31 protein-coding genes and 1 pseudogene are annotated in these 21,471 nt (G+C 40.0%); 21 read left to right on the top strand and 11 right to left on the bottom strand.

Features of this window, described 5'->3' with window-relative positions; translation table 11 throughout:
• The first annotated feature begins 94 nt into the window (after positions 1-94).
• Both ACFX4N_RS10675 and ACFX4N_RS10680 read left to right on the top strand, forming a co-directional pair.
• On the top strand, positions 95-574 hold the full coding sequence (locus ACFX4N_RS10675) for an RrF2 family transcriptional regulator (RefSeq protein WP_013057917.1): 480 nt from the start codon (positions 95-97) through the stop codon (positions 572-574).
• Between the two features lie 18 nt (positions 575-592).
• Positions 593-976, top strand: a complete 384-nt coding sequence (locus ACFX4N_RS10680) for a nuclear transport factor 2 family protein (RefSeq protein WP_013057918.1) — start codon at positions 593-595, stop codon at positions 974-976.
• Positions 977-1,013: 37 nt separating this feature from the next.
• On the opposite strand, the gene ACFX4N_RS10685 is transcribed toward ACFX4N_RS10680, so the two are convergent.
• On the bottom strand, positions 1,014-1,838 hold the full coding sequence (locus ACFX4N_RS10685) for an SPL family radical SAM protein (RefSeq protein WP_057273542.1): 825 nt from the start codon (positions 1,836-1,838) through the stop codon (positions 1,014-1,016).
• A gap of 435 nt (positions 1,839-2,273) precedes the next feature.
• On the opposite strand from ACFX4N_RS10685, the gene gvpJ reads away from it, so the two are divergent.
• From gvpJ to ACFX4N_RS10735, 10 genes are all read left to right on the top strand, one after another.
• Positions 2,274-2,552: a gas vesicle protein GvpJ gene (gene gvpJ / locus ACFX4N_RS10690; protein WP_057273543.1), complete on the top strand. Its 279-nt coding sequence runs from the start codon at positions 2,274-2,276 to the stop codon at positions 2,550-2,552.
• A gap of 23 nt (positions 2,553-2,575) precedes the next feature.
• Positions 2,576-2,839 (top strand): gas vesicle protein GvpO, encoded by a 264-nt coding sequence (locus ACFX4N_RS10695; RefSeq protein ID WP_013057922.1) that lies wholly within the window; start codon positions 2,576-2,578, stop codon positions 2,837-2,839.
• Between the two features lie 23 nt (positions 2,840-2,862).
• Entirely contained in the window at positions 2,863-3,633 is a 771-nt protein-coding gene (locus tag ACFX4N_RS10700; protein ID WP_057273544.1) for a GvpL/GvpF family gas vesicle protein, read from the top strand.
• Positions 3,630-3,887: a gas vesicle protein GvpG gene (locus tag ACFX4N_RS10705; RefSeq protein WP_014459264.1), complete on the top strand. Its 258-nt coding sequence runs from the start codon at positions 3,630-3,632 to the stop codon at positions 3,885-3,887. The genes ACFX4N_RS10700 and ACFX4N_RS10705 overlap by 4 nt, the downstream gene beginning before the upstream one ends.
• Positions 3,888-3,896: 9 nt before the next feature.
• Positions 3,897-4,721: a GvpL/GvpF family gas vesicle protein gene (locus tag ACFX4N_RS10710; RefSeq protein ID WP_053487476.1), complete on the top strand. Its 825-nt coding sequence runs from the start codon at positions 3,897-3,899 to the stop codon at positions 4,719-4,721.
• On the top strand, positions 4,718-4,969 hold the full coding sequence (locus ACFX4N_RS10715; RefSeq protein ID WP_013057926.1) for a gas vesicle protein: 252 nt from the start codon (positions 4,718-4,720) through the stop codon (positions 4,967-4,969). Before ACFX4N_RS10710 ends, ACFX4N_RS10715 begins: the two co-directional genes overlap by 4 nt.
• Positions 4,959-5,243, top strand: a complete 285-nt coding sequence (locus tag ACFX4N_RS10720) for a gas vesicle protein K (protein ID WP_013057927.1) — start codon at positions 4,959-4,961, stop codon at positions 5,241-5,243. Before ACFX4N_RS10715 ends, ACFX4N_RS10720 begins: the two co-directional genes overlap by 11 nt.
• A gap of 14 nt (positions 5,244-5,257) precedes the next feature.
• Positions 5,258-5,575 (top strand): gas vesicle protein, encoded by a 318-nt coding sequence (locus ACFX4N_RS10725; RefSeq protein WP_013057928.1) that lies wholly within the window; start codon positions 5,258-5,260, stop codon positions 5,573-5,575.
• A gap of 32 nt (positions 5,576-5,607) precedes the next feature.
• On the top strand, positions 5,608-5,736 hold the full coding sequence (locus ACFX4N_RS10730; RefSeq protein WP_013057929.1) for a hypothetical protein: 129 nt from the start codon (positions 5,608-5,610) through the stop codon (positions 5,734-5,736).
• Between the two features lie 144 nt (positions 5,737-5,880).
• Positions 5,881-6,405: a hypothetical protein gene (locus ACFX4N_RS10735; protein WP_013057930.1), complete on the top strand. Its 525-nt coding sequence runs from the start codon at positions 5,881-5,883 to the stop codon at positions 6,403-6,405.
• A gap of 141 nt (positions 6,406-6,546) precedes the next feature.
• Here the strand turns inward: ACFX4N_RS10735 and ACFX4N_RS10740 are convergent, their stop codons facing one another.
• Positions 6,547-6,987 carry a cell wall hydrolase gene (locus ACFX4N_RS10740; protein ID WP_013057931.1) on the bottom strand — a complete coding sequence of 147 codons (441 nt, stop codon included), beginning with the start codon at positions 6,985-6,987 and terminating at the stop codon, positions 6,547-6,549.
• A 131-nt stretch (positions 6,988-7,118) separates the two neighbouring features.
• Positions 7,119-7,637 (bottom strand): dihydrofolate reductase family protein, encoded by a 519-nt coding sequence (locus ACFX4N_RS10745; RefSeq protein WP_057273545.1) that lies wholly within the window; start codon positions 7,635-7,637, stop codon positions 7,119-7,121.
• A 90-nt stretch (positions 7,638-7,727) separates the two neighbouring features.
• On the opposite strand from ACFX4N_RS10745, the gene ACFX4N_RS10750 reads away from it, so the two are divergent.
• On the top strand, positions 7,728-8,687 hold the full coding sequence (locus ACFX4N_RS10750; protein ID WP_057273546.1) for a helix-turn-helix transcriptional regulator: 960 nt from the start codon (positions 7,728-7,730) through the stop codon (positions 8,685-8,687).
• Here ACFX4N_RS10750 and ACFX4N_RS10755 read toward each other — a convergent pair.
• From ACFX4N_RS10755 to ACFX4N_RS10765, 3 genes and pseudogenes are all read right to left on the bottom strand, one after another.
• Positions 8,590-8,838: pseudogene (locus tag ACFX4N_RS10755) on the bottom strand (hypothetical protein); the annotation flags it as partial. The gene ACFX4N_RS10750 and the pseudogene ACFX4N_RS10755 overlap by 98 nt on opposite strands.
• A gap of 138 nt (positions 8,839-8,976) precedes the next feature.
• On the bottom strand, positions 8,977-12,126 hold the full coding sequence (locus ACFX4N_RS10760) for a bifunctional cytochrome P450/NADPH--P450 reductase (RefSeq protein WP_192100284.1): 3,150 nt from the start codon (positions 12,124-12,126) through the stop codon (positions 8,977-8,979).
• Positions 12,127-12,152: 26 nt separating this feature from the next.
• On the bottom strand, positions 12,153-12,731 hold the full coding sequence (locus ACFX4N_RS10765; RefSeq protein WP_013057935.1) for a TetR/AcrR family transcriptional regulator: 579 nt from the start codon (positions 12,729-12,731) through the stop codon (positions 12,153-12,155).
• Between the two features lie 304 nt (positions 12,732-13,035).
• Here ACFX4N_RS10765 and ACFX4N_RS10770 point away from each other — a divergent pair, with 304 nt between their 5' ends.
• Entirely contained in the window at positions 13,036-13,404 is a 369-nt protein-coding gene (locus ACFX4N_RS10770; RefSeq protein ID WP_013057936.1) for a nuclear transport factor 2 family protein, read from the top strand.
• A gap of 70 nt (positions 13,405-13,474) precedes the next feature.
• Here ACFX4N_RS10770 and cotJC read toward each other — a convergent pair whose 3' ends face one another.
• The 3 genes from cotJC to ACFX4N_RS10785 are packed head-to-tail and all read right to left on the bottom strand — an operon-like array spanning position 13,475 to position 14,571.
• Positions 13,475-14,044 (bottom strand): spore coat protein CotJC, encoded by a 570-nt coding sequence (cotJC, locus tag ACFX4N_RS10775; protein WP_013057937.1) that lies wholly within the window; start codon positions 14,042-14,044, stop codon positions 13,475-13,477.
• 21 nt (positions 14,045-14,065) lie between these two features.
• Positions 14,066-14,326: a spore coat protein CotJB gene (locus ACFX4N_RS10780; RefSeq protein WP_013057938.1), complete on the bottom strand. Its 261-nt coding sequence runs from the start codon at positions 14,324-14,326 to the stop codon at positions 14,066-14,068.
• Positions 14,323-14,571, bottom strand: a complete 249-nt coding sequence (locus tag ACFX4N_RS10785; protein ID WP_013057939.1) for a spore coat associated protein CotJA — start codon at positions 14,569-14,571, stop codon at positions 14,323-14,325. The genes ACFX4N_RS10780 and ACFX4N_RS10785 overlap by 4 nt, the downstream gene beginning before the upstream one ends.
• A gap of 202 nt (positions 14,572-14,773) precedes the next feature.
• On the opposite strand from ACFX4N_RS10785, the gene ACFX4N_RS10790 reads away from it, so the two are divergent.
• Complete coding sequence (locus ACFX4N_RS10790; protein WP_013057940.1) at positions 14,774-15,136, top strand: hypothetical protein; 363 nt, start codon at positions 14,774-14,776, stop codon at positions 15,134-15,136.
• Between the two features lie 52 nt (positions 15,137-15,188).
• Here the strand turns inward: ACFX4N_RS10790 and ACFX4N_RS10795 are convergent, their stop codons facing one another.
• On the bottom strand, positions 15,189-15,818 hold the full coding sequence (locus tag ACFX4N_RS10795; protein WP_377261360.1) for a LysE family translocator: 630 nt from the start codon (positions 15,816-15,818) through the stop codon (positions 15,189-15,191).
• A gap of 27 nt (positions 15,819-15,845) precedes the next feature.
• Positions 15,846-16,679, bottom strand: a complete 834-nt coding sequence (locus ACFX4N_RS10800; RefSeq protein ID WP_053487480.1) for an AraC family ligand binding domain-containing protein — start codon at positions 16,677-16,679, stop codon at positions 15,846-15,848.
• A gap of 224 nt (positions 16,680-16,903) precedes the next feature.
• Between ACFX4N_RS10800 and ACFX4N_RS10805 the strand changes: the two genes are divergently transcribed.
• The 6 genes from ACFX4N_RS10805 to ACFX4N_RS10830 all read left to right on the top strand — a co-directional run bounded on the left by ACFX4N_RS10805 (position 16,904) and on the right by ACFX4N_RS10830 (position 21,445).
• Positions 16,904-17,725 carry a sensor histidine kinase gene (locus ACFX4N_RS10805; RefSeq protein WP_192100282.1) on the top strand — a complete coding sequence of 274 codons (822 nt, stop codon included), beginning with the start codon at positions 16,904-16,906 and terminating at the stop codon, positions 17,723-17,725.
• The gene (locus ACFX4N_RS10810; protein ID WP_195782618.1) at positions 17,726-18,367 is read left to right on the top strand and encodes a response regulator; all 642 of its coding nucleotides are present in this window, start codon (positions 17,726-17,728) and stop codon (positions 18,365-18,367) included. It abuts the gene before it with no gap.
• Between the two features lie 131 nt (positions 18,368-18,498).
• The gene (locus ACFX4N_RS10815) at positions 18,499-19,881 is read left to right on the top strand and encodes a PepSY-associated TM helix domain-containing protein (protein WP_082611746.1); all 1,383 of its coding nucleotides are present in this window, start codon (positions 18,499-18,501) and stop codon (positions 19,879-19,881) included.
• Positions 19,882-19,910: 29 nt separating this feature from the next.
• Positions 19,911-20,375, top strand: a complete 465-nt coding sequence (locus ACFX4N_RS10820; protein ID WP_029322913.1) for a FixH family protein — start codon at positions 19,911-19,913, stop codon at positions 20,373-20,375.
• Positions 20,376-20,515: 140 nt separating this feature from the next.
• Positions 20,516-20,938, top strand: coding sequence for a NucA/NucB deoxyribonuclease domain-containing protein (locus ACFX4N_RS10825; RefSeq protein WP_013057949.1), 423 nt, complete (start codon positions 20,516-20,518; stop codon positions 20,936-20,938).
• 153 nt (positions 20,939-21,091) lie between these two features.
• Positions 21,092-21,445, top strand: coding sequence for a DUF1516 family protein (locus tag ACFX4N_RS10830; RefSeq protein WP_223272376.1), 354 nt, complete (start codon positions 21,092-21,094; stop codon positions 21,443-21,445).
• Positions 21,446-21,471 lie beyond the last annotated feature (26 nt).

Consider the following 21,471-nt stretch of genomic DNA (forward strand, 5'->3'; position numbering starts at 1 on the left):
TAACTGCTTTACTTTTTGATTCATAAGCGTTATGATGTGCACAATGTAGATAATGATTATCCACGTTGTACACATATAGCAGGAGATGATGTCTTTGCACATGAAAACAGGCGTTGAGCAATCGGTGTATGCCATTTTGCTGCTTACGTTTTTACCTGAAAAAGCTGTGTTGCCAGGAGATGTCATCAGCACTCAGCTTGGGGGTTCGCCTACGTATTTTCAAAAGCTTCTTCGCAAGCTGGTTAGCGCTGATTTACTTGCTTCCGTTCCTGGTAGCAAAGGTGGATTTCGCTTAAAGAAAACGCCGGAAGAAATTCGTATTTATGACGTATACGTAGCCATTGAAGGTAAGCAGTCTCTTTACTCATCAAGCGGTATTTTTCACGATATGCTTAACTTAAAAGACAAAGATATTTGCTTATTATCCGATTTAATGGAAGAAGCCGAATCTTCGTGGCAGTCTATCTTAAAACGGCAAACCATTGCTACGCTCACAAATGAAATTCACAAAAAATGTCCAAAAGAAAACCTGGACATGCTAAAAGCAACAGTAGAAGAAAAAATGGTGCTGTAGCACCCAAAGGAGATCATCATGGAAAACTTAAATAGATATTTTGATTTATTCGATCAATCACGTACAAGCGAACAAGCATTTGAAGAATTAGTGGGGCTTTTTTCAGAAGATATCGTATTTGTCTTAAACGGCCACGAAAAGCAAGGCATTGAAAACTGGAAGCTGTTTGTGAAAATGGTGTTTAAAGAAAATGCTGATATTAAGCATATGTTCGAAGGCTGGAAAGCAGTTGAAGGTACAGATAAGTTTGAAACGCCTTGGGCAGTATGCGGTAAACGTGCATCTGGCAGCGTCTTTACTCAAACGGGAAAAGATATTGCTAAGCTAGATGAAAACGGGAAAATCAGCTATTTAGAAAACGTACCTGACGATACGAACATGTTTGATACGTATAAAAACTAATATAAAAAAAAGAAGGGTTCTTCTAGCCCTTCTTTTTTTATGGGGCAAATCCCTCTTGAGAAAGATAAATCATTGAAGAAGGAAAAAATTTTTCAAAATAACGAATGGCTTTGATATGAATGTCTTTGTCATACCAGTCTAGGAAACCGTACTTCTCAAATAATTCAGGCATCCCTAGCCTTTTAGACGTTTTACCTAAGGAACCGTCTCCTAAGTACAAGGTATCAATGCAAATTCGGTCCATCATTCCTTCTATTTTTTTAGGAAATTCAGGCGTGAAAGGAAGCATTGGAGCAATGGTTACTTGCGTTGAAATTCCGCTTTCTTTTACTTTTTTTAACGCGTTCATACGAAGTTTCATCCCCGGAGCATAAGGAGAAAAAATTTGTTTTACATCTTCTCGGTCCGTTTCAACAGTCATCGATACGCGAAGATCACATACTTTTTGAAGCTGTAAAAGCAAATCAATATCCCTCGTCACAAGGGGCGACCTTGTTTGAATCAATAAAAAATCAGGCGGATGATTGATTATCGTTTCTAAAAGGGCACGTGTGATGCCTGCTTTACGCTCAGCAGGCTGATAGGGATCTGTCGCTGAAGACATAAAGATGCGCACCGGCTGCTCTTTTTTTCGCAGTTTTTGTATTTCTTTTTGATAGACTTCAGCTGCGTTGACTTTAAGCTCTAGCCATGTCCCCCACTCCATCTCTTTAAAACGCTGAATTGGCAGTTCTCGCACGTAGCAAAATTTGCAGGAAAATGCACATCCGGCATACGGATTTAAACTATGAGTATAACCAGATGCCAAAAAGCCCGTCGCTTTTGTTAAAATACTTCTCGAAACCACGTCTCTTTCGTTCACCTTTCTCACCTCTTTATCCAATCAGTATATCAAGTTCACAAATGAAAAAACTACTTTCCGCATGGAAAGTAGCCCTATACACTCTCAGCTTATCAACCGTTTTTTTCTTCCTTTTCACTTGTCGTTTCAAATAAAGAAGTTAAATATGAATTTAACTCAAATTGGTCCTTTTCAATAAAATCAGATAATACCGGCTGCTCTTCTTTTCTCATCTTTCTCCACTCCTTTTGTTTTTATGTATGTGTTTTCAATCATCAATGGATAAAAGTAATGTACTTAACTCTACCCGTATCTAAACAAAAATAATCATGGTATTTTATACTATTTTTTAATTTATGCACGTTTTATTTGTATATTTTTTACAATATCACGCACATTAATAGCAAGATTAGCAAACGTATATATTTCACTATGCAACATGAGAGGAATTTCATCATGACGATTAACAAATCAAACGATTGTTCTAGCCTAGCTGAAGTAGTTGACCGCATCTTAGATAAAGGCGTCGTAATTGACGTATTCGCTCGTATTTCCGTTATTGGCATTGAATTAATTACCATTGAAGCTAGAATCGTGATTGCCAGTGTGGACACATGGCTGAGGTACGCCGAGGCAGTTCGGCTGCTTCATAATGAAAGAGAAGATTTTCTTTCTTCGAAGAACAGCGGAACAAAACTTGAACAGCTAAACCTTTTACAAGATTTAGATTTATAAACTCATAAAGGTGGATTAGAGAAGTGAAAGTAGCCGAAATCATGGAATCCGTGACTGATTTTTTTAAAGAACACGTTGCTCCTCCTCACCGAATTATTTCGTATGAATCGATTCAAAATGGAGGATGGAAAATAACACTTGAAGCATTTGAAGAACAGGAGTATATGAGGCGCTATGCAAAAGATGAACTGCTTGGTATCTATGAAGTGCTCGTCAATAAGCAGCATAACATTACGTCTTTTTCACGCACCAGCCTGCGCTATCGAAGCTCTCCAGCAGAGAAGTAAGCTGATTATTTTAATGAAAAGGAATGAAACAGAAATCGATGAATGAAGAAACGGGCATTTATATTTTTTGCAGTATTCCCGCCACCGAGGCGCATACGTTTGGCAGCGTCACGATTGATCACCAGGAAAGAGCTACTTTTACCATTCATTACCGAGATGCAGCTATAGTGGCCGCTGCCTTTCCTCTTAAAATTTATCACCCTACAAAAGAGAACGTCACAGCGCACCAGCAGGTGATTTCCAAAGTAATGAATGAGCATGATTCGGTTATTCCAATCAGCTTTGGCAACGTGTTTCATAGTCAACAAGATGTTGAAATGCTGTTAGAAAACTTATATCCACAGTTCGCCTCCCTTTTCCCACAGTTAAAAGGAAAAATAGAAGTCGGACTAAAAGTAATTGGGAAACCGGACTGGCTGAAACAAAAAGTGAATCAAGATTCTTCTTTGCAGCAAGTACGAAACCCGCGTTCTGCCAGTGCTGATTTTTATAAACAAATTGCGCACGGAGAAACAGCTCAGAAATTCTTTTTAAAGCTTCAGCACGACTGTAAAAAAGAGCTGTATCAACATTTAGAACCGATAGCTGAAGCGTCGAGACTCAACCCTCCTATTGTCGAAACGATGCTTTTGAACGCTTCTTTTTTAATTGACCGAGAAAAAGAAGCAGCGTTTGATGAACGTGTAAATGACCTGTATGAAAAATGGAAGCACAAAGCCGATTTTAAATATTCCGGACCGTGGGCTGCTTATAACTTTATTAATATTCAACTAAAAGTAGAAGAGAATGTATGATTCATAAACTGCTGCTGTCTCCAGTTACGCTCATTGTAAAAGTCGGACAGAAAATCAAGGAAGAAGCGGATAAAGAACTTTACGATGTCTCTTTTATTCAGCAAAAAATCGTTCATCTTCAAATGATGTATGAGCTTGGAGAAATACCAGAAGATGCATATATGGAAAAAGAAAAAGAACTGCTGCTGAGGTATGAAGCAGCAAAAGAATATGAATTAAAAAGATGGGAATCAATGACGAAGAAACAAAAGTGAGGTTAAAAGATGGAAAAGCTCATTTATTTATATGGTCTAGTTCCAACCGAAGAAGCTAAGGAAATGCCCTTTCCTTCACTTGAAGGCATGGACCAGAACAACCTTATCTATGCTCTTTACTTTGATGACATTACCGCATTTGTATGCGACTTGCCAAGTGATGAGTATTCGGAAGAAATGCTGAAAGAAAAGATCGAGCACGATATGAAATGGCTGCAGGACAAAGCCATGCATCACCATGAGACTCTTCTTTTCTTACAAAGTCACTACACGCTTCTTCCCATGAAATTTTGTACGGTCTACAAAAGCAAGGAAAGCTGTCGAGAAAGTATTGTCAATAACAAAGAAAAAAACCTCTCTTCTCTTCAGCTTTTAAAAAGATCTGAAGAATGGAATATAAAAGTGTATGCCCATACGAATTCTTTAAAGAACTATCTGCTAACCCATAATGAAACGATCCAAGAGAAAAAAAAAGAAATAACTACGTTGCCTCCGGGCAGGCAGTTTTTCGAACGTAAAAAGATAGAAAGGCTGATTGAAGAAGAAACAGAAAAAGAACAGCTTTCGCTTTGTGATCACTTGCACAGTGAGATAAGTCCTTACGCCGCTTATCATAAAATCAAAAATAACTGGAGTCAAAAAATAACCGGCGAGAGCTACAGCATGTGCTGGAACAGCATCTACCTTCTTTCAAAGAACAATGTGGAATCGTTTCTAAAAGCCATTAGCGACAAGCAAACGTTTTACAATAAAATGGGACTGAACATTGAAGTAACGGGACCATGGCCTGCTTATCATATCGACACTCTGCGCTCGGAGAAAGATGCGGGATGACATCGCTGCGAAAACAAACGCTCGAGCAAAAAGACATCGCCCTCATTGATATATTAGATGTGATCCTCGATAAAGGAATTGCCATTAAAGGTGATTTATTGATTTCAATTGCCGGAATTGATTTAGTCTATCTTGATTTGCGGGTATTGATTTCTTCTGTAGAAACGCTGATAGGCTCTCATGATCGTCAAATCATTTCTTCTCAGCAGCTTGAACAGGAAACGGAGGCGTTGCGAAATGGAAAATAACCTCAAACGAAACGGTCGCATTGAGCTGAGTGCGGAAAATGCTGAACAAGGCCTAGCGCAGCTTGTTTTAACCGTCATTGAATTACTGCGGCAGCTCATTGAAAAACATGCGATTCGCCGAGTCGACAGCGGAAACCTGACGGACGCTCAAATCGAAGACCTGGGCGTGGCGTTGATGAAGTTAGAGAACAAAATGGAGGAGTTAAAATCAGTATTTAACTTTACAAATGAAGATTTAAATATTGATCTAGGTCCCCTAGGAAAAGTGTTATAACAAGGAGTGAAAAAATGGCGGCGGAACATAACGGGCAGCTGGGCACCATTGTGGAAGTATTGGAAAAAGTATTAGATAAAGGTCTTGTCATTGCTGGAGATATTAAAGTGCAAATTGCTGATGTTGAACTCTTAACAATAAAAATCCGGCTGCTTGTCGCTTCTATTGATAAAGCAAGAGAAATTGGCATGGACTGGTGGGAAACAGACCCTTACCTATGTTCAAAAGCAAATCAGTCTTATCAAAAACTCCAGGCGGAAAATGACAGTTTAACGCAGCAAGTGGCATCTTTAACGCAGCGAATTCAAGATGATTTGCTTTCGCTTGATTAACAGCTCACTTTATATAAGGAGGAATAACAAACATGAATCATGAACAAAAATCTACGCTGTCTCCTATTTCACAAGAGCAGCAAAGCCCCGATACTCAGCTAACGGAAAAAGAAGAGCGTATGCCGGAGTATACGCATACTTCGCTTAATCCAGACTCATAGAACGAAAAAAGAAATGCCTCGGCATTTCTTTTTTTATACTTTTACGATTTTCTTCGTTGATTAGGACATTGGAACAAATAGAGGTAAATACAATGAATACGACGAATGAGTACCATTATCTATTAATGACAAAGGAGAACGTGCATGAATAAAAAAGCAGTGGGGTTCGTTTATGCTCTTTTAACGGTGATCATTTTAAGCGCCTGCAGTACCGAAGAAGTTACGACAAATCACTCAGACCCGCAAGTTTCTGTTTCTACTACAGTTAAACCGCTGACGAAAAAAGAATTTAGTGAAGTTGAAATATCCGAATTAACAAGCCCCTCTAAACAAGATTTTCGCAAAGTGCATGTGGTTCTTACATTACGCGGTACGGATTACCTGTCGAATATTCAAGTTAAGCTGCCTAATTATAAACAAGCTTTTAATAACATGAAAGACGATCAGCAAATAAGATATTGGTTTGGCAGCGGTGCAGATGAAGAGCAAGAAAATAAAAACATCTATACAAGGGAATTTGTCCTTTATACAAAAGACTTAAACGATCAACAAATCAAAGATATTTTAGCAACAGGTAAGATCAAGACGTCTTGGGTATTGAAGGATACAAAAACGAAGAATCAAGAGGAATTTGCTGCTGGTAAAAACATAAAATTTGAAGCAAAATGATGAATGAACCAATTACCAAAAGCCCCCTTTATTAAAAGAGGGCTTTCTCTTATTATATGAAGAACGACTACCTTGTCTCCTGCAGCTAAAGATTCGAATGTGAGGCCCAACCTTCAGAATGCAGCATATTTCCCAGGCTATCTACCCGTTATAAACGCTAGCGCATGTTCCGGGTTTTGGCTCATAGTAACAATGATTTTTGTATTGACCAGAAGCAGGTTGATCGTACCAGGTTGGAGGGCATGGAGCGGATGGGTTAAAGTACCACAGGGCATATTTCCCCGGATGTTCTCTCCAATAATCCAAATTCTTTTTGGCTAACCTTTTTTCAACACTTCTTGCTCTTTGATAAAATACATTTCCTTTTTGAACAGCTTCAAACGAATAGTTGCCACCCTGCACCTGATAAATAACTTGCGGAACGGATCTTAAATTCTTGAAATCTAAACAGTTTGCTTTCAGGCGATTGACAATGACATTTCCAACATACAGCATTCCTTGTTTTCCTTCTCCTTCAGCTTCTGCTCTCATCATCCTTGCCATTAAAGCAACGTCTGAATCTCGATAATTTACTCTTGGCATTTTTTCACCCCAAAAATATACTATGAGAAAAAGCCGGTCTTGATGTCACTGTCCCTAAAATAACAATAGCTGGATGTTAAATACACGCTGAGCACACTGACACTACAGAAAGAGTTTTTATTACGAAAAGCTTATTCTTTTTCGTAATAAAGCTGAGCAATTTGCCCGTACTGTTTTATATCGGTAAGCTTTAAGTTCATTTCGGGAATTCCTCGTTTAAACAGCGGAATACCAGCCCCAAGCAAAACGGGAATGACCGATATAATAAATTCATCCACCCTCTTTGCTTTTAAGAAATCATCGAGAATATCCGAGCCTCCTACTAGCCATATTTTTTTATTGTCTTGATTTAAGCTGTTGAGAAATGACGCTACGCTTTCGTTTACAAACTCTACATGTTGATTTTTCTCTTGAACTGAGCGGCTAAATACGTAGCACTTTTTATCGGGATACGGAAACTCAGGTGTGAGCTTCAGCACGTGGTCGTACGTAGCCTTTCCCATAACGACCGCATCACACGTTTGATAAAATTCTTCATAGCCGTTATCTCCTTCTCCTTCTATGCTTTCTAGCCAGTCAATCTCTCCGTTTTCTCTTGCAATATACCCGTCTAAGCTTGCGGCAATATATACGACGATTTTTTTCTTCATTTCCTTTTCTCCTTTCAACTTTACTGTTTCTGTATGATATCATCTTAATACGACAATTTTTGTCATATTAAAAGAAAAAGGTGAAAATAAATGGCTAAGTCTAGACGGCTTGTTGATATGCTCATGTTTATTAATACAAAAAGAACGTTTACGGCAAAAGAACTAGCGGAGGAATTTGGTCTTTCCGTGCGGACCGTCCAGCGCTATTTACTGGACTTAAGTGAATTAGGACTGCCTCTTTACAGTGAAAAAGGACGGAGCGGCGGTTACAGAGTGCTAAAAAATCGTATTCTCCCTCCTATTTTGTTTACGGAAGAAGAAGCCATCTCTATCTTTTTTGCTTATCAGGCTCTGCAGTATTATCATGACCTTCCGTTTGATGCAGGAATTCATGCGGCTCTTCAAAAATTTTATGTGTACCTGTCTGAGGAAACAAAGAAAAAAGTAGATAAAATGAGTGCTCATATTGCGTTTTGGAATCCTAAAAGAAACCTTGACACTCCTTATTTAAAAGAGCTTTTAGAAGCAAGCCTTGCAGGAAAATATGTTGAATTTCTTTATGATTCACAGACCGGTCAAACAAGAAAACAAGTCAAACCCCTTGGCATTTATGCTCATAACGGTTTATGGTACTGCCCTGCCTATTCCTGCGATAAGCAAAAAGTGTTATTATTTCGAGCGGATCGTATTCACTCGTTAAAGGTTTTAGAAAAAGACGAAAATATGTCTCTTACGTTAAAGGAATGGCTTGAAACAGAACCGGTAAACTCACAGCCGATTTCATTAAAAGTAACCTTGACGCACGAAGGCGTTCGTCAGTGTAAAGGCGTTCCTTGGCTTGAAAATCATGTAAAGGTGGCGCGTGATGGGAATGGCTATATCGATACAATAACTGATGGAAATGAATTAAACTACATGGCTTCTTTTTTCTATACCTTAGGGGCTCATGCTTTTATTGAAGAACCTCAGGAGCTAATTGAAAAAATTTGCTGTCACGCAGAAGAAACGTTAAGACGCTATAAAAATGAAGTGGGGACAAAAGACGAATAAATGGGAGAAATGAACTCGTATAGATCGCTTTAGACACCGCGGTTGATTTCCGTGCAAGACCTCGCTTTCCGCGGGCGGGCGGTGAGCCTCCTCGTCGCTTGTGCTCCTGCGGGGTCTCACCTGTTCCGCTTTTCCTGCAGGAGTCTTCGCCTTACCCTCCAATCAACCGCTAGAAGCCACTAAATAAATGAAATCTACGTTCACTCTACCAATAAAAAAATCCGAACGACTCATCGTTCGGATCTTCCTTCAACCAACTAAACTACTTTTATCCTAGCCTCTTTTTAATTTACCCAGCCCACACGTCTTTTGCGTATCGGCCCTTTTCTTCTAGCTGCTGCAGCCATAAGCGAGCGTCTGCTTCACTCACTTGGTGAACTTCAGCATAGCTTTTCATAAGCGTTTCTTCAACGTCAGGTGCCATTTGGCTTCCGTCTCCGCAAATATAGAAGTGCGCTCCTTGGTCAAGAAGTTCAATCAATTTCTTGCCGTCTTGTTCCATCACGTGTTGAACGTATGTTTTCGGCTGATTTGGTACGCGAGAAAAAGCGGTATGAAGCGTAATGATGCCTTCATTTTGGGCGTTTTCAAGCTCTTTTTGATACAGATAATCTTCATGAGGTGAACGGCAGCCAAAGTATAAATGCGCTTCTCCAAGCGACTGTCCTTGTTCTTTTAACTGCTTGCGAGCCTGCACAAAGCCTCTAAACGGCGCGACGCCTGTTCCCGGTCCTACCATGATAAGTGGTGTTTCAGGGCCTTTTGGCAGCGTAAATCCTGACTGCGGTGTGGAAACAAAGCATGTAATCGTATCTCCTTCTTGCAGATTGGCAAGATAGTTCGATGCAATTCCTTTGTATTCTCCGTATCCGCTCCACGCTTCTCCTGAAACAACGCTGACCGTGATGCTTGCTTGTTTTTCATCGACACGAGGTGATGAAGAAATTGAGTAATAGCGCGGACGCATGCTTGGAAGAAGTGCGATAAATTCGCTGAATTCCATTTCACACGCCGGATATTTTTCAAGCAGTTCAAGCATTGTTAAACGTTTTGCCAGCACTTGTTCTTTGTACGCCTGCTTTTCAAGCAAGACTTCAAGCTCTACTTTATGCGGCGGGCAGACTGTTTTAGCAGCCATTGCGCGAAGCTGCGTGCGCGTAACAGGATCTTGAAGCTCCACGTATTGCAGAAGCTCTTCTACTGATACTGTTTTACCGAGTGGCAAATGAGCTAATTTTTCTTCTTCAGCTTCCAAACGGATTTGCTGTGATGCATCTAGACCGAATCTTGTTGCTACACGATTTACTATTCCTTCATAGTTGCGAGGAATAACACCTAAATGATCTCCTTCTTGATAAGAAGCTTCTTTTGGAAGTTCAATTTCAAGATGACGCGTGCTTCGTGCACTGCCTGGCTTTTGAAGCTCTTTGCTTGCTACGACGTTTGCTGAAAACGCACGGTGCATTTTCGCAAGCGGCATGTCCGCAGCGCTGTCGACAAATTGAAGTGAAAGCGTAGACGCATTTTCTTCGCTGTTTTCAATGTCTAAGTTAAAGTAGGCTGCTAAGTCACTCCACATGTGTTCACGCCATTCTTCGTATGTGCCTTCAAAGTCGTCGCTTGCATCTGCTTCACCGCGTTCAGCTATGTTTTCTGCCCCTTTAGCGGCAAGAGTTTCATCAATAAAAGCAGGCACTTTTTGATACGTTGTCGCCCAGTTTTTATCACCGCATCCAAATACGGAGTAGCGCACGCCTTTTACTTCATCAGCAGACGCTTGGTCTAACCAGTCAACAAATTCCTTTGCGTTATCAGGCGGATGACCGTTATAAGAAGCCGTTACAATTAAAACAGCTCCTTCACGCGGAAGGTTTCCTGCGTGGGAATCAAGCGTTGCGACTTGCGGTGCGAATCCTTTGCTCATCGCAATATCCGCTAAACCACGCGCCGTTCCTTCGGCTGTTCCCATATTTGAACCGTATAGCACAAGAAGCGGCGTATTATGAGCGTTTTCTACGGTTTTGCGCTCTTTTTTAGCTGACTGCTCTCGGCTTGGCGAAGGAATGCCGCCAAGCGGAATTTGTTTCGATTTTGCTTTTACAACAAAGCCTTCAGGTTTTAACGTTAAAGTTTCTTTAATATCCAGCTCGTAGTTTGTATGATCTTCAAAATCAAAGTGTTTTAGCATCATACCAAGTACAAGCGTTGCTTCATGAAGAGCGAACTGCTGACCGATACACGCACGCTGACCGTTTCCAAATGGTTTAAACGCATGCTGTGGAATCGCGCTTGGGTTTTCAAAACGCTCTGGGCGAAACTCCTCTACATCGTCTCCCCAAATTGTTTTATCACGGTGAAGCTGAGGAATCAGAACCATCAGTTCATCACCTTTTTCTAAAGGATACTCTCCTCCAAGCACCGTATCTTCTTTTGCATATAGGGAAAACGCAGGAGCCGTTGGCCATAAGCGCAGCGCTTCATTTAAGACCATGCCCACATATTTAAGCTGTTTGACTTGTTTGTAGCTTGGCACAGGATCTACTAAAACTCGTGCTGCTTCTTCTGCTGCTTTTTGTAATACATGTGGATTTTTCACTAAGAAATACAGCGCAAATGATAAAAGACCGCTTGTTGTTTCATGTCCCGCAATTAAGAACGTAATAATTTGATAGCGAATGTTCTCGTCATCAAGCGGCTCACCTGTTTCTGGATCTTTTCCGTTTAGCATATGCGTTAACAAATCATCGCTTTGTTCACCGCTTGCTTTGCGGTCTGCAATAATTTTATCTACTAGGTCGTTCATCACTTTGATATCTTCTTGAAACTGGCGCTTATTTTCATCGTAAGCTGGATCATCTGGATTTGCTCGCTGCAACTTGTTCATTGCTTCATCTAGTGCACGAACCATACTTGTAATAAACGGATGCGGCTGATCTCGGTAAAAGCTGTTAAAGCGATAGTTGAAGCCGCAAAGACCGATTGTATCAAGCGTTAAACGCGTCATATCTTCCGGTACTTCAATATGCTCATCTGTATTTAGACGCTCCCACTTTTGAATAAGCTGCACAGCGATATCTACCATCATCGCATGATAGCCTTTCATTGCTTGCTGGCTGAAGCTTGGAAGCAAGATGTTATGGGCTTTTTTCCAGTTTTTTTCGTGGGTCCAGCTTGTAAATAAACCGTCTCCTGCAAAATCACGCACAAATTTAAGCGCTTGACTTAAGTTTTTATCAAAGCGTGATTCATCGCATGCTTCTTTGATTAGACGCTGACTCGATAAGTAGCGCGTCACGCGGCCAGGCGCTTCAAATTTAAAGATTTCTCCTAATTCATCCGCAATTTTCATCAAAGTTTGAATCGGTTTATCTGTGTTTAATAACGGTAAGTTTTTAAGTTCTCCAAATGTTTTTGGCTGAGGCATTTCTTTAATTGGCATCGTATCCCTCTTTCACTTGTTAAGTTTCAAGATTGTCTGCTAAGTGCTGCCCACAGACTCTCTTCTACACCGGTAAGAAGTTCATCAGTTAAAGATAAATAGTTATTTTCAATCATTTCATATACTTCCATGAAACTTCCAAATAAAATAGCAATTAGCGCATTTTCAGGAAGATTTCTAATCACACCTTGCTTTTGTCCTTCTCTGAAGAACGTGCAAACAAATTCCACCAGCTTTTGATATGCTAAGCGGCTCTCTTCCGTTAAAAAAGCTCCTTGGCTATGAGTCTTAATAAATCCAAGAGCACGAGGATGGTTTTTAGTAAATGCCACCATACCTTCAAAGATATGATGAAACCCATCTCGGTATCCATCTCTTTCGTTTGCCAGACCGCTTTCAATACACTGTAAAAACTCGTTCACATGCTGCTGAAATAATTCATTTACAAGACTTTCTTTATTTTTAAAGTAGCGATAAATTGTTCCTGCTCCTACTTTGGCATTCTCTGCAATCATTGGCATCGTTGTTGCATCAAATCCTCTTTCTGCAAACAGCAGAAGCGAAGCAGAAAAAATCGCTTTTTGTTTTGTTGGAGTAGATTCCACTTTATCACCTCTTTTCAAAAAACGGAATGAACGTTCATTCCGCTACAATTACAAGTATAAAAAACTGCATCTTAATAGTAAAAAGATAACTGAAAAAGTGGAAAGAAAAGGTTCTTTCATTCTAATTTTATACCATTTAAAGGTAATTAACCGAGTCTTTCAGAATCTTTTGTGCTTACAGAAAATTAGTCCACTTATCCCCTCTATTAACATAAATTAACACATTTTATTAAGAGCAGAAGTTTAAAGGAAAAGCAACGTGGAAATAGAAAAGAGTTACACAAGGCGTAAAGGAGGATAAAAAATGAACCAAGCAAGAGTTATAGAATACGAAGAAATGCTTCGTTCAGCCATGCTTTCTAATAACGTAGAGCTATTAGAAGAATTACTTTCAGATGAGCTTATTTTTGTGAATCACCTTGGGCAATGGGTGTCAAAAGAGCAAGATATAAATGCTCATCGTTCAAAAAGTCTTGATATAGCGGGCATCGAAGTGTTGGAACAAGAAATTAAACTGTTTCAAGAACTTGCCGTTACCGTTACAAAAATAGCGTTAAATGGGTCGCTGGCAACCGGTGAATCGATCGGAGGCGAATACAGCTATACGCGAGTTTGGAAAGATGTTGAAGGGAAATTAAAGGTTGTTTCTTGTCACTGCAGTTCTAGCGTATAATCAACGCAGTTACAACAAAAAACATCCCTCCTTTCGTTTGCATTCGCCAAGGGGGATGTTTTTTTACTAGTTAAAAGACTTTCTTTCTGTCTCTGTCATCTTTTAAAATCTCCACGGCCTCACGGAACCGCTGTGAGTGAACAATCTCTCTTTCTCGTAAAAATCTTAAGCTGTCGTTTAAATCAGGATCATCTGATATATCAATTAACCATTGATATGTAGCTCTTGCTTTTTCTTCTGCAGCTATGTCTTCATAAAGATCTGCGATCGGATCTCCTTTTGCCTGTATATAAGTAGCTGTAAACGGAACCCCAGCAGCATTATTGTAATAAAGTGCACTATCATGGTTCACATAGTGTTCTGCTAATCCCGCTGCCTTCAGCTGCTCCGGCGTTGCATCCTTTGTTAACTTATAAATCATCGTAGCAATCATTTCAAGATGAGCAAACTCTTCTGTCCCGATATCGTTTAGTAATCCAACAACTTTATCGGGAATCGTATAGCGCTGATTCAAATAACGAAGTGCTGCTGCAAGCTCTCCGTCCGCGCCCCCGTACTGTTCCATTAAATATTTTGCAAGCGTTGGATTACACGTGCTTACTTTCACTGGATACTGCAATTTCTTTTCATACACCCACATATAGTTCCCGCCTTTACCTGCTCATATTTGCCATGGCCAAGGGCTTGTTCCCCAGCTCCAATTTCCGTCGGTATAGCTGTTTCCATATTGCTGGAGCGGCCCGTACTTTGTTTCAAAGTTTCTTTTTAACTGCATAGCCTGCTGCGCGTATTCGTTAAACTGCTGCATAGCCTGCTGGTCATTTGGATGGGTATCTAAATACAGCGTTAATTCTACCAGTGCAAAATCAATCGCCTGTATTTCTTCTAAATCCTGATAGTACTCCGGAGGTAGATTTTTCATTCTTCATCCCTCTTCTTATCTTTGTATGGATTTTCATAGTAGTCCCAAAAAGCCGGCCACAGCGTTCCTTTTTTTAGCGCTTCTTTCGGTGAAAACTGCTGCAGATTCGGCGGCTGAAATCCCATGTATAATTGAGGCGGCGTAGAATAATATTTAACTCCTATCGGCCGGCACGGATCATAGATACTGTGGAAAGGTTGATAGGTCTTAACCGGTGTAAACATCTTTTTTGGATTGTTATCCATGAAAAGTCCTCCTCTAAAAACACACTCTGTTTTATCCTATTCAGCTTTTATCGAGTTCATGAAGGAATTTATTCCCGACTTAAGAACCAAACTTTTCTTCATAAAAAAGACCTATGTAAAAAACGTTATAGTTGCCCAATCCCTTTAGGCAGCTTTCTCATACTTTATAAAATAGTGATAAAAAATAGAGGTGATTAAAAAAATGGACATTAATTATATGGATTTTTATTCTTACCCAGCAAGATTTCCTGGACCTCAACTCCCGGCCGGTCCACCTAGGCCACCAGGCGGTTTACCTACACCTAACCCGCAGCAAGCTCCAACTTCCCCTCCGCCGGCATTTATTCCAGCTCAACAAACGGCAACTCCATTTGCTGTTGACCCAGGAGCCATTTCTCTTTGTCTATTCCGCAATACGTTTATATGGCTTAGAAACGGCTCTAGCTTCTGGTATTTTCCTATTTTTGTAGGACCGCGATCGGTTGCAGGATTTAGATGGAACGGACGTTTTTGGACCATTTTCGGTGTCGATACACGACAAATTGTTTCGTTTACGTGTTTTTAAACGTAAAAAAAGCCTTATTTTTCAATAAGGCTTTTTTGCTTACTAACTACGATTACACTATTGTTTTTATCCCAAAACCAATCAGCAGCACTCCGCTGCATCGTTGAAAGGCTTTTTGAAACACCGGTTTTTTAAGCCGTTTTTTTACGTAATCTATTACATACACCAAGATTAAAAACCACCCTACCGCTATAAGCGTCAGAATAAAGCCAAGCATAAGCAGCTGTTGATTTGTGTGTGCATCCAAGTTAATAAACTGTGGCATAAACGTAATATAAACTAATACCGTTTTAGGATTAAGAAAATTACTAAGAGCCCCTTGCATATATGATTCTTTATAGCAGCGATTAGATGAAGACTTTACAGTTTTTGTTTCTTCTGAAATGGCCTCCAATGAGAGCGTATTTTTTGTCAGAAATATTTTGATGCCTAAGTAAAATAAGTACGCTGCCCCTATGTATTTAATCGTGTTAAACAGATACACCGACTGCGCAATAGCAACAGACAAGCCAAGCACAGCAATTAACGTCCAAAACGTGAGGCCTGTAGCCATGCCGAGTATGGTAAAACGTCCTGCTTTTGCTCCGTGATGAAGCGTATTTTTCATGATAAGAATTGTATCAGCACCAGGTATCATGGACATGACCAATGCCATCAGCATGTAAGCCGCTAAATGATCCACATCTCTTCTCTCCCTTCTAAGCTATTACTAGCATCCTGTTTTCTTTTCATTTTCAAATATTTTCATGTATTGTTTTGGTGTTAACCCAACCTGACTTTTAAAAAATCGAGTCAAATGACTTTGATCACTGAATCCCGTTAAAAACGATACGTCAATCGGCTTTTTTCCTTGCTCTAGCAGTTTTTTAGCCTGATTGATTCGTATTGTTTCCAAGTAGCTGTATGGAGAGATTCCTTTTTGCTTTGTGAAAGAGCGCAGCAACCGGTATTTACTCCATCCAATTAGCTGACTTAATTCATCCAGTGTGATCTTGTTTGTATAGTTGTCTTCCAAATAGCTGCAGATCGTTGTGATTTCATGAGAGGTGTCAACGGCTGACGAAAGAAAAGAAAGATTTGAATGATCCTGCATGAGTTCTTCTAGCAAATATAAAAATAACTCTTCTTTCTTAAACTCACGTTCACCATTTAAAATTTGCAAATGAAGCTCTTTTAAACTAGAGACAGCATCACTTCTTTGCACCACGCTGCTGTTAAAACGCGGAAGACTTTCACTGCCGTTAATGTCAAAAACAGCTTTTTTCATTACTTCTGGCGTCACGTTAATACAGCGATAATCAAGCGTTTTGCCGTCTATTTGTTCACAGCTATGGACATCATACGGATTAAACAGCAGCAAATCTCCTGGATTAATGATGTATTCTTTGCCTTGGCAAATTAAATGACGCTGACCTTCTTCAATAAATCCAATCACATAATACTCGTGAAAATGAGCAGGAAACTTTTGCATAATTCCTTTAAAACGGTAAGCTTCAATATGTAAATCGGCGTCAACGTGCGCCGTGCGAATTTCTTTTGTCATCAATCGACCCCTCCTTGTCACATACTAAGCTTTTTTAACCATACCATTCACTCGAAAATTTTTCTTGTATGATATTGCAGATAAGACTTTTTTCCATTACTTTTATCCGTTCAGCTACGGGTGGTACTAATCACTCTTAAGAGTGATTTCTCTCCTTTCCTCTAGTAATTTTCCGCTCAAATGATAAAATATAGACACATTTTATGGACGAAAGAAGGGATACCGTGAAATATAGACAAATCAAATGGCTGATTTTGCTTCTTCCAACTTTGACCATCGCGCTTTGGGAGTATGTTCGCCATGCCTTTTTGCTCCCTTACATCTCAATGGATATGGGAAATGTGCTTTCTCCGCTGCTTGTCTTTTTTGTCACGCTTGTGTTTGTCCGCTATTTATTTTCTATTTTAGAAAAAATACAAGAGGAACTAAGGCAAGAAAAAGAAAAGAAAGCTGCGCTTATTGAACGTGAAAAATTAGCGAGAGAATTGCATGACGGCATTGCGCAGTCGCTGTTTCTCTTATCTGTTAAAATGAACAAGTTCGGAAGAAAAAACAACTTAGAGCAGGATCCTGATTTTATACGAATGAAACAAACTCTGCAGCATGTCCATGACGATACGCGCCAAGCGATTACGAACCTAAAGCACTCTCCTTCCCACTCTTCGGAAAGCTGGACAGAAAGCATTCAACAATACGTGGATGACTTAACACATACTCATTTACTAGATGTAAATTTAGATTGGAGACTGTCAGAAACAACGCTGTCGAGAAAAGAAAAAAACGAGCTGTTTGCCTGTGTGAAAGAAGCTGCTATGAACGTCATTAAACATGCAAAAACAAATAAAATCTGGATTACAGCCAGTGAAACGGCTGGCGGATGGATTTGTGAAATTACAGATTTCGGTATAGGTTTTACTTCCGAATCTCTCAAGGCCGGGCTTGGTTTACAAATTATGAAAGATCGTGCTAAAGATATGAACTGGGACTTTTCTATTCAGCGAAAACAGAACCAAACGACTGTTAGTATTAAAAAGGAGGTTACGTAAATGCAGCCGTTTCGTATTTTGATTGTAGATGATCATGCTCATGCGAGAGAAGGCATTCGCGATATTTTAGAAGAATATGAAGATTTTATTATTGTTGGCGAAGGAACCAACGGGCAAGAAGCCATCGAACTGACCGAAAAATTAATGCCCGATATTGTGTTAATGGATATTGGAATGCCTGTGATGAACGGTTTAGAAGCAACAAAACAAATTAAGCTTCAGTTTCCGTACGTTAAAATTGTGGTCATCACGGTTTCAGACGATATTACGGATTTATTTGATGCGCTGAAAAAAGGCGCACAGGGCTATTTGTTAAAAAACCTGCAGTCTGAAGTGTGGTACGACTATTTGCGTGCGTTCGCTTTAGATGAAGTTCCTATGTCAAAAGAAATTGCGTTTCAAATTTTAAAAGAGTTTCCTCAGGAAACGTCCATTACAAAACCCGACACTCCCCTTTCTGCACGAGAGCTTGAAGTGCTTCAATTAGTGGCTAAAGGACTGTCAAATCGCGATATCTCCGCGCAGTTATTTATTTCTGAACACACGGTAAAAAGTCATTTGAAAAACATTTTAAGCAAGCTTCATTTAGAAAATCGCGTGCAGCTGACAAGCTATGCGTTTCAAAATGGCTTAATGAACTAACAGCTTTCACGAGCTGTTTTTTTATTAGCAGCTTCCTCTTATAAGTCCCAACAATCACTCTCAGGAGTGATGGCTAATTCTCCCTTTCCTTCTATAATAAAAGCACGTTAGTTAGTAAAAAGGAGGAAAAAATGATGCAGGAAAAGCGCGAAGAAACAACGAGTACAACTAAAAAAAGCACGGCGCGTTCTCAAGGTCTATACAAAGCTATATGGCGCTGGCACTTTTATGCGGGTTTAGTGTTTACTCCGTTTCTTCTTATATTAGCTGTTACTGGAGGCATGTATTTATTCAAGCCTCAAGTTGAAGAAAGACTGTACCACGACTTGTATCATGTGCAAGCTCAGTCACAGTCCGTATCTCCTTCAGCACAAGTACAGGCTGTAAAGGAAAAATATCCAGGCGCTGACGTGTTGACGTATAAGCCCAGTGATCGCTCCACTCGTTCTTCAGAAGTAGGAATCTCATTAAAAGACCATACATATACGATTTTCGTTAATCCTCACAATGGTCACATCATAGGAAAATTAGATGATTCGAGTCGCTTAATGAATCAAATTGAAGAATTTCACGGAGAGCTAATGGCAGGAACAGCCGGTGATCGTATCGTAGAACTTGCGGCCTGCTGGGCGATTGTCTTAATTGTAACCGGTGCTTTTTTATGGTGGCCGCGCAAAAAAGACAAAATAAAAGGCGTACTGATTCCTCGTTTTTCAAAAGGTAAAAACGTGCTTGCACGAGACCTTCATGCGGTACCGGCCTTTTGGATTTCAGCCGGTATGCTTTTTCTCGTACTAACAGGCCTTCCGTGGTCAGGACTGTGGGGCAATGCGTTTCAGCAAATCGCCACAAACGCAGGCGTTGGGTACCCTCCGTCTATTTGGGTAGGCAGTGCCCCTACTTCAACCGTGCAAACAAAAGATGTAGCGGACGTGCCTTGGGGAGCTGAAACGTTAGAAGTTCCAAGCTCCACAGCTCAGCAATATACAAAAGTATCGCTTGATGACATTGTAGGTATTGCAAAAGAACAGCATATTCACGATGGCTACACCATTTCCATTCCGCAAGAGCCCCAAGGTGTGTATACGCTCTCTGTTTTTTCACCAAGAGCTCAGGATGAAGCAACCATTCACCTTGATCAATATACCGGAGCTGTTTTAGCTGATTATCGGTACGGCAACTATGGATTTATGGGCAAATTGATTGCACTCGGTATTACGCTTCATAAAGGCACACAGTTTGGATTTATGAATCAGCTTATGGGCCTTATTATTTGTATCGGAATTGCTGGTATCGCCATCAGCGGATCCTTACTGTGGTGGAAACGAAAACCAGCTAAAAACATAGGGGCTCCTAAAGTTCCTGAAGGAAATGCAATGCGAATCGTGACGTGTATAATCGTGGTGCTTGGTATCCTTTTTCCTTTAGTTGGACTGTCCTTAGTTATCGTGTGGCTTTTAGATTTCTTTGTCATCAAACGAATTCCAGCATTGAAGCGGTTTTTAAACGCATGATTTATGAAACGATTTGAGGTGCAGTAACAATGAACAAATGGAAAATACCCGGATTGGTCATACTCAGTACGATTTTACTTTCCGCGTGCTCTGTAAACAGTAACGCAGACAAGCTCTACAAGCAGCCAAAGCCTCTGTCTGCGCATGTGATGCTTCCTGAAACTATAAAACCACGGAGCATACAAGTACTAGAAGTACATGTGATGCAAGAAAATAAAACGGTGGATGATGCAAAAAGCGTTCAGTTTAAAGTGTGGAAAAAAGATGCCCCCCGTAAAGTTGAAACAGTAAAAGCGCACTATGACGGCAGTATGTATAAAGCAAAAACAACCTTTAAAGAGGATGGTATTTATTATGTTAAAACCGATATTAACGCGCGCGGTGAACACATCCTTCCTACTCAGCAAGTCGCAGTAGGCAAATTATCGAAAGAAGAGTTACGTTCACTGCAGCCAGCTGAAAACGAAACGCATCATCATCACTCTCATCATTAGACATAAGCTCACGTTTAGCAGCTGTACGTGAGCTTATGTTTTTCTTATGAATTCTAGCTAGTTCCATTATATGTTTTTACATTTTTTTCTTATTACTTTAAAATAAAAGTGATAAACGTTTTATAAAGGAGTTTTACAGATTGAAAAAAATTGTTTCTGGAATTTTAATTTTAGTATTAGCCGTTATTGTTATGATTGAAGGAAATCCGTTAGAGCAGAACTCTTCAACGAATACCTCCTACGATGAAGTAATTACCTTCCCTGCTGATCGTTACCCTGAAACTGCAGCGCACATTCAACATGCAATCGATAAAGGAAAATCGGCTGTTTGTACAATCGACCGAGACGGGGCTGAGGAAAACCGCCGTGAGTCTTTAAAAGGCATTCCGACTAAAAGCGGCTATGACCGAGATGAGTTTCCGATGGCCTTTTGTGAAGAAGGCGGAAGCGGTGCCGATATTGAATATGTAAAGCCTTCAGACAATCGAGGCGCCGGGTCTTGGATCTCACATCAAGTAGACGAGTTTCCTGACGGTACGAAGGTTTTAATTGAAGTGAAGTAAAAAGAATGGTCATCGCGACCGTTCTTTTTTTATGTTGAGAGTCTTTATAAGAAAAAGAATAAAAAAGTAGAATTGTGCTTGCCTAAAGATACTCTTCACTTTTAAAATAAAAATGTATGTTATACATATATGCATCATCGTTTTATAGGAGGAATGAGTTTCTTGGACAATCTATGGCAGCAGTTACTTCCTGCCTCATGGCAATTAACTTTATTTATTTTCTTTTTTGTCTATATCTTGCGCTACAAACAAGAGAATAAATTCAGCATGCAGCTTCACGTGCTGCTTAAGTTTCTTTATGCCGTTATTTTGATTTTAAATGCGGTGTTGTTTTTAGTGGAAAGTCAGCGCGATTTTCTTTTTTATGCAACGCTTTTCATGAGTATCCTGACAATTATTTTGATGGAGTTCACGCTTTCTGCAAAAAAACAGAACGAGCTTGATTTTATTTCAGCCGTTTCTTGCTGTGTTCTTCCGATTTTTATTTCTTTACTTGAACTTAGTTAATGAACCAAAGGCCTCTGGTGATTCAG

Origin of the sequence: Priestia sp. YIM B13551, from assembly GCF_042787905.1 — a bacterium.
Taxonomy (GTDB): Bacteria; Bacillota; Bacilli; order Bacillales; family Bacillaceae_H; genus Priestia.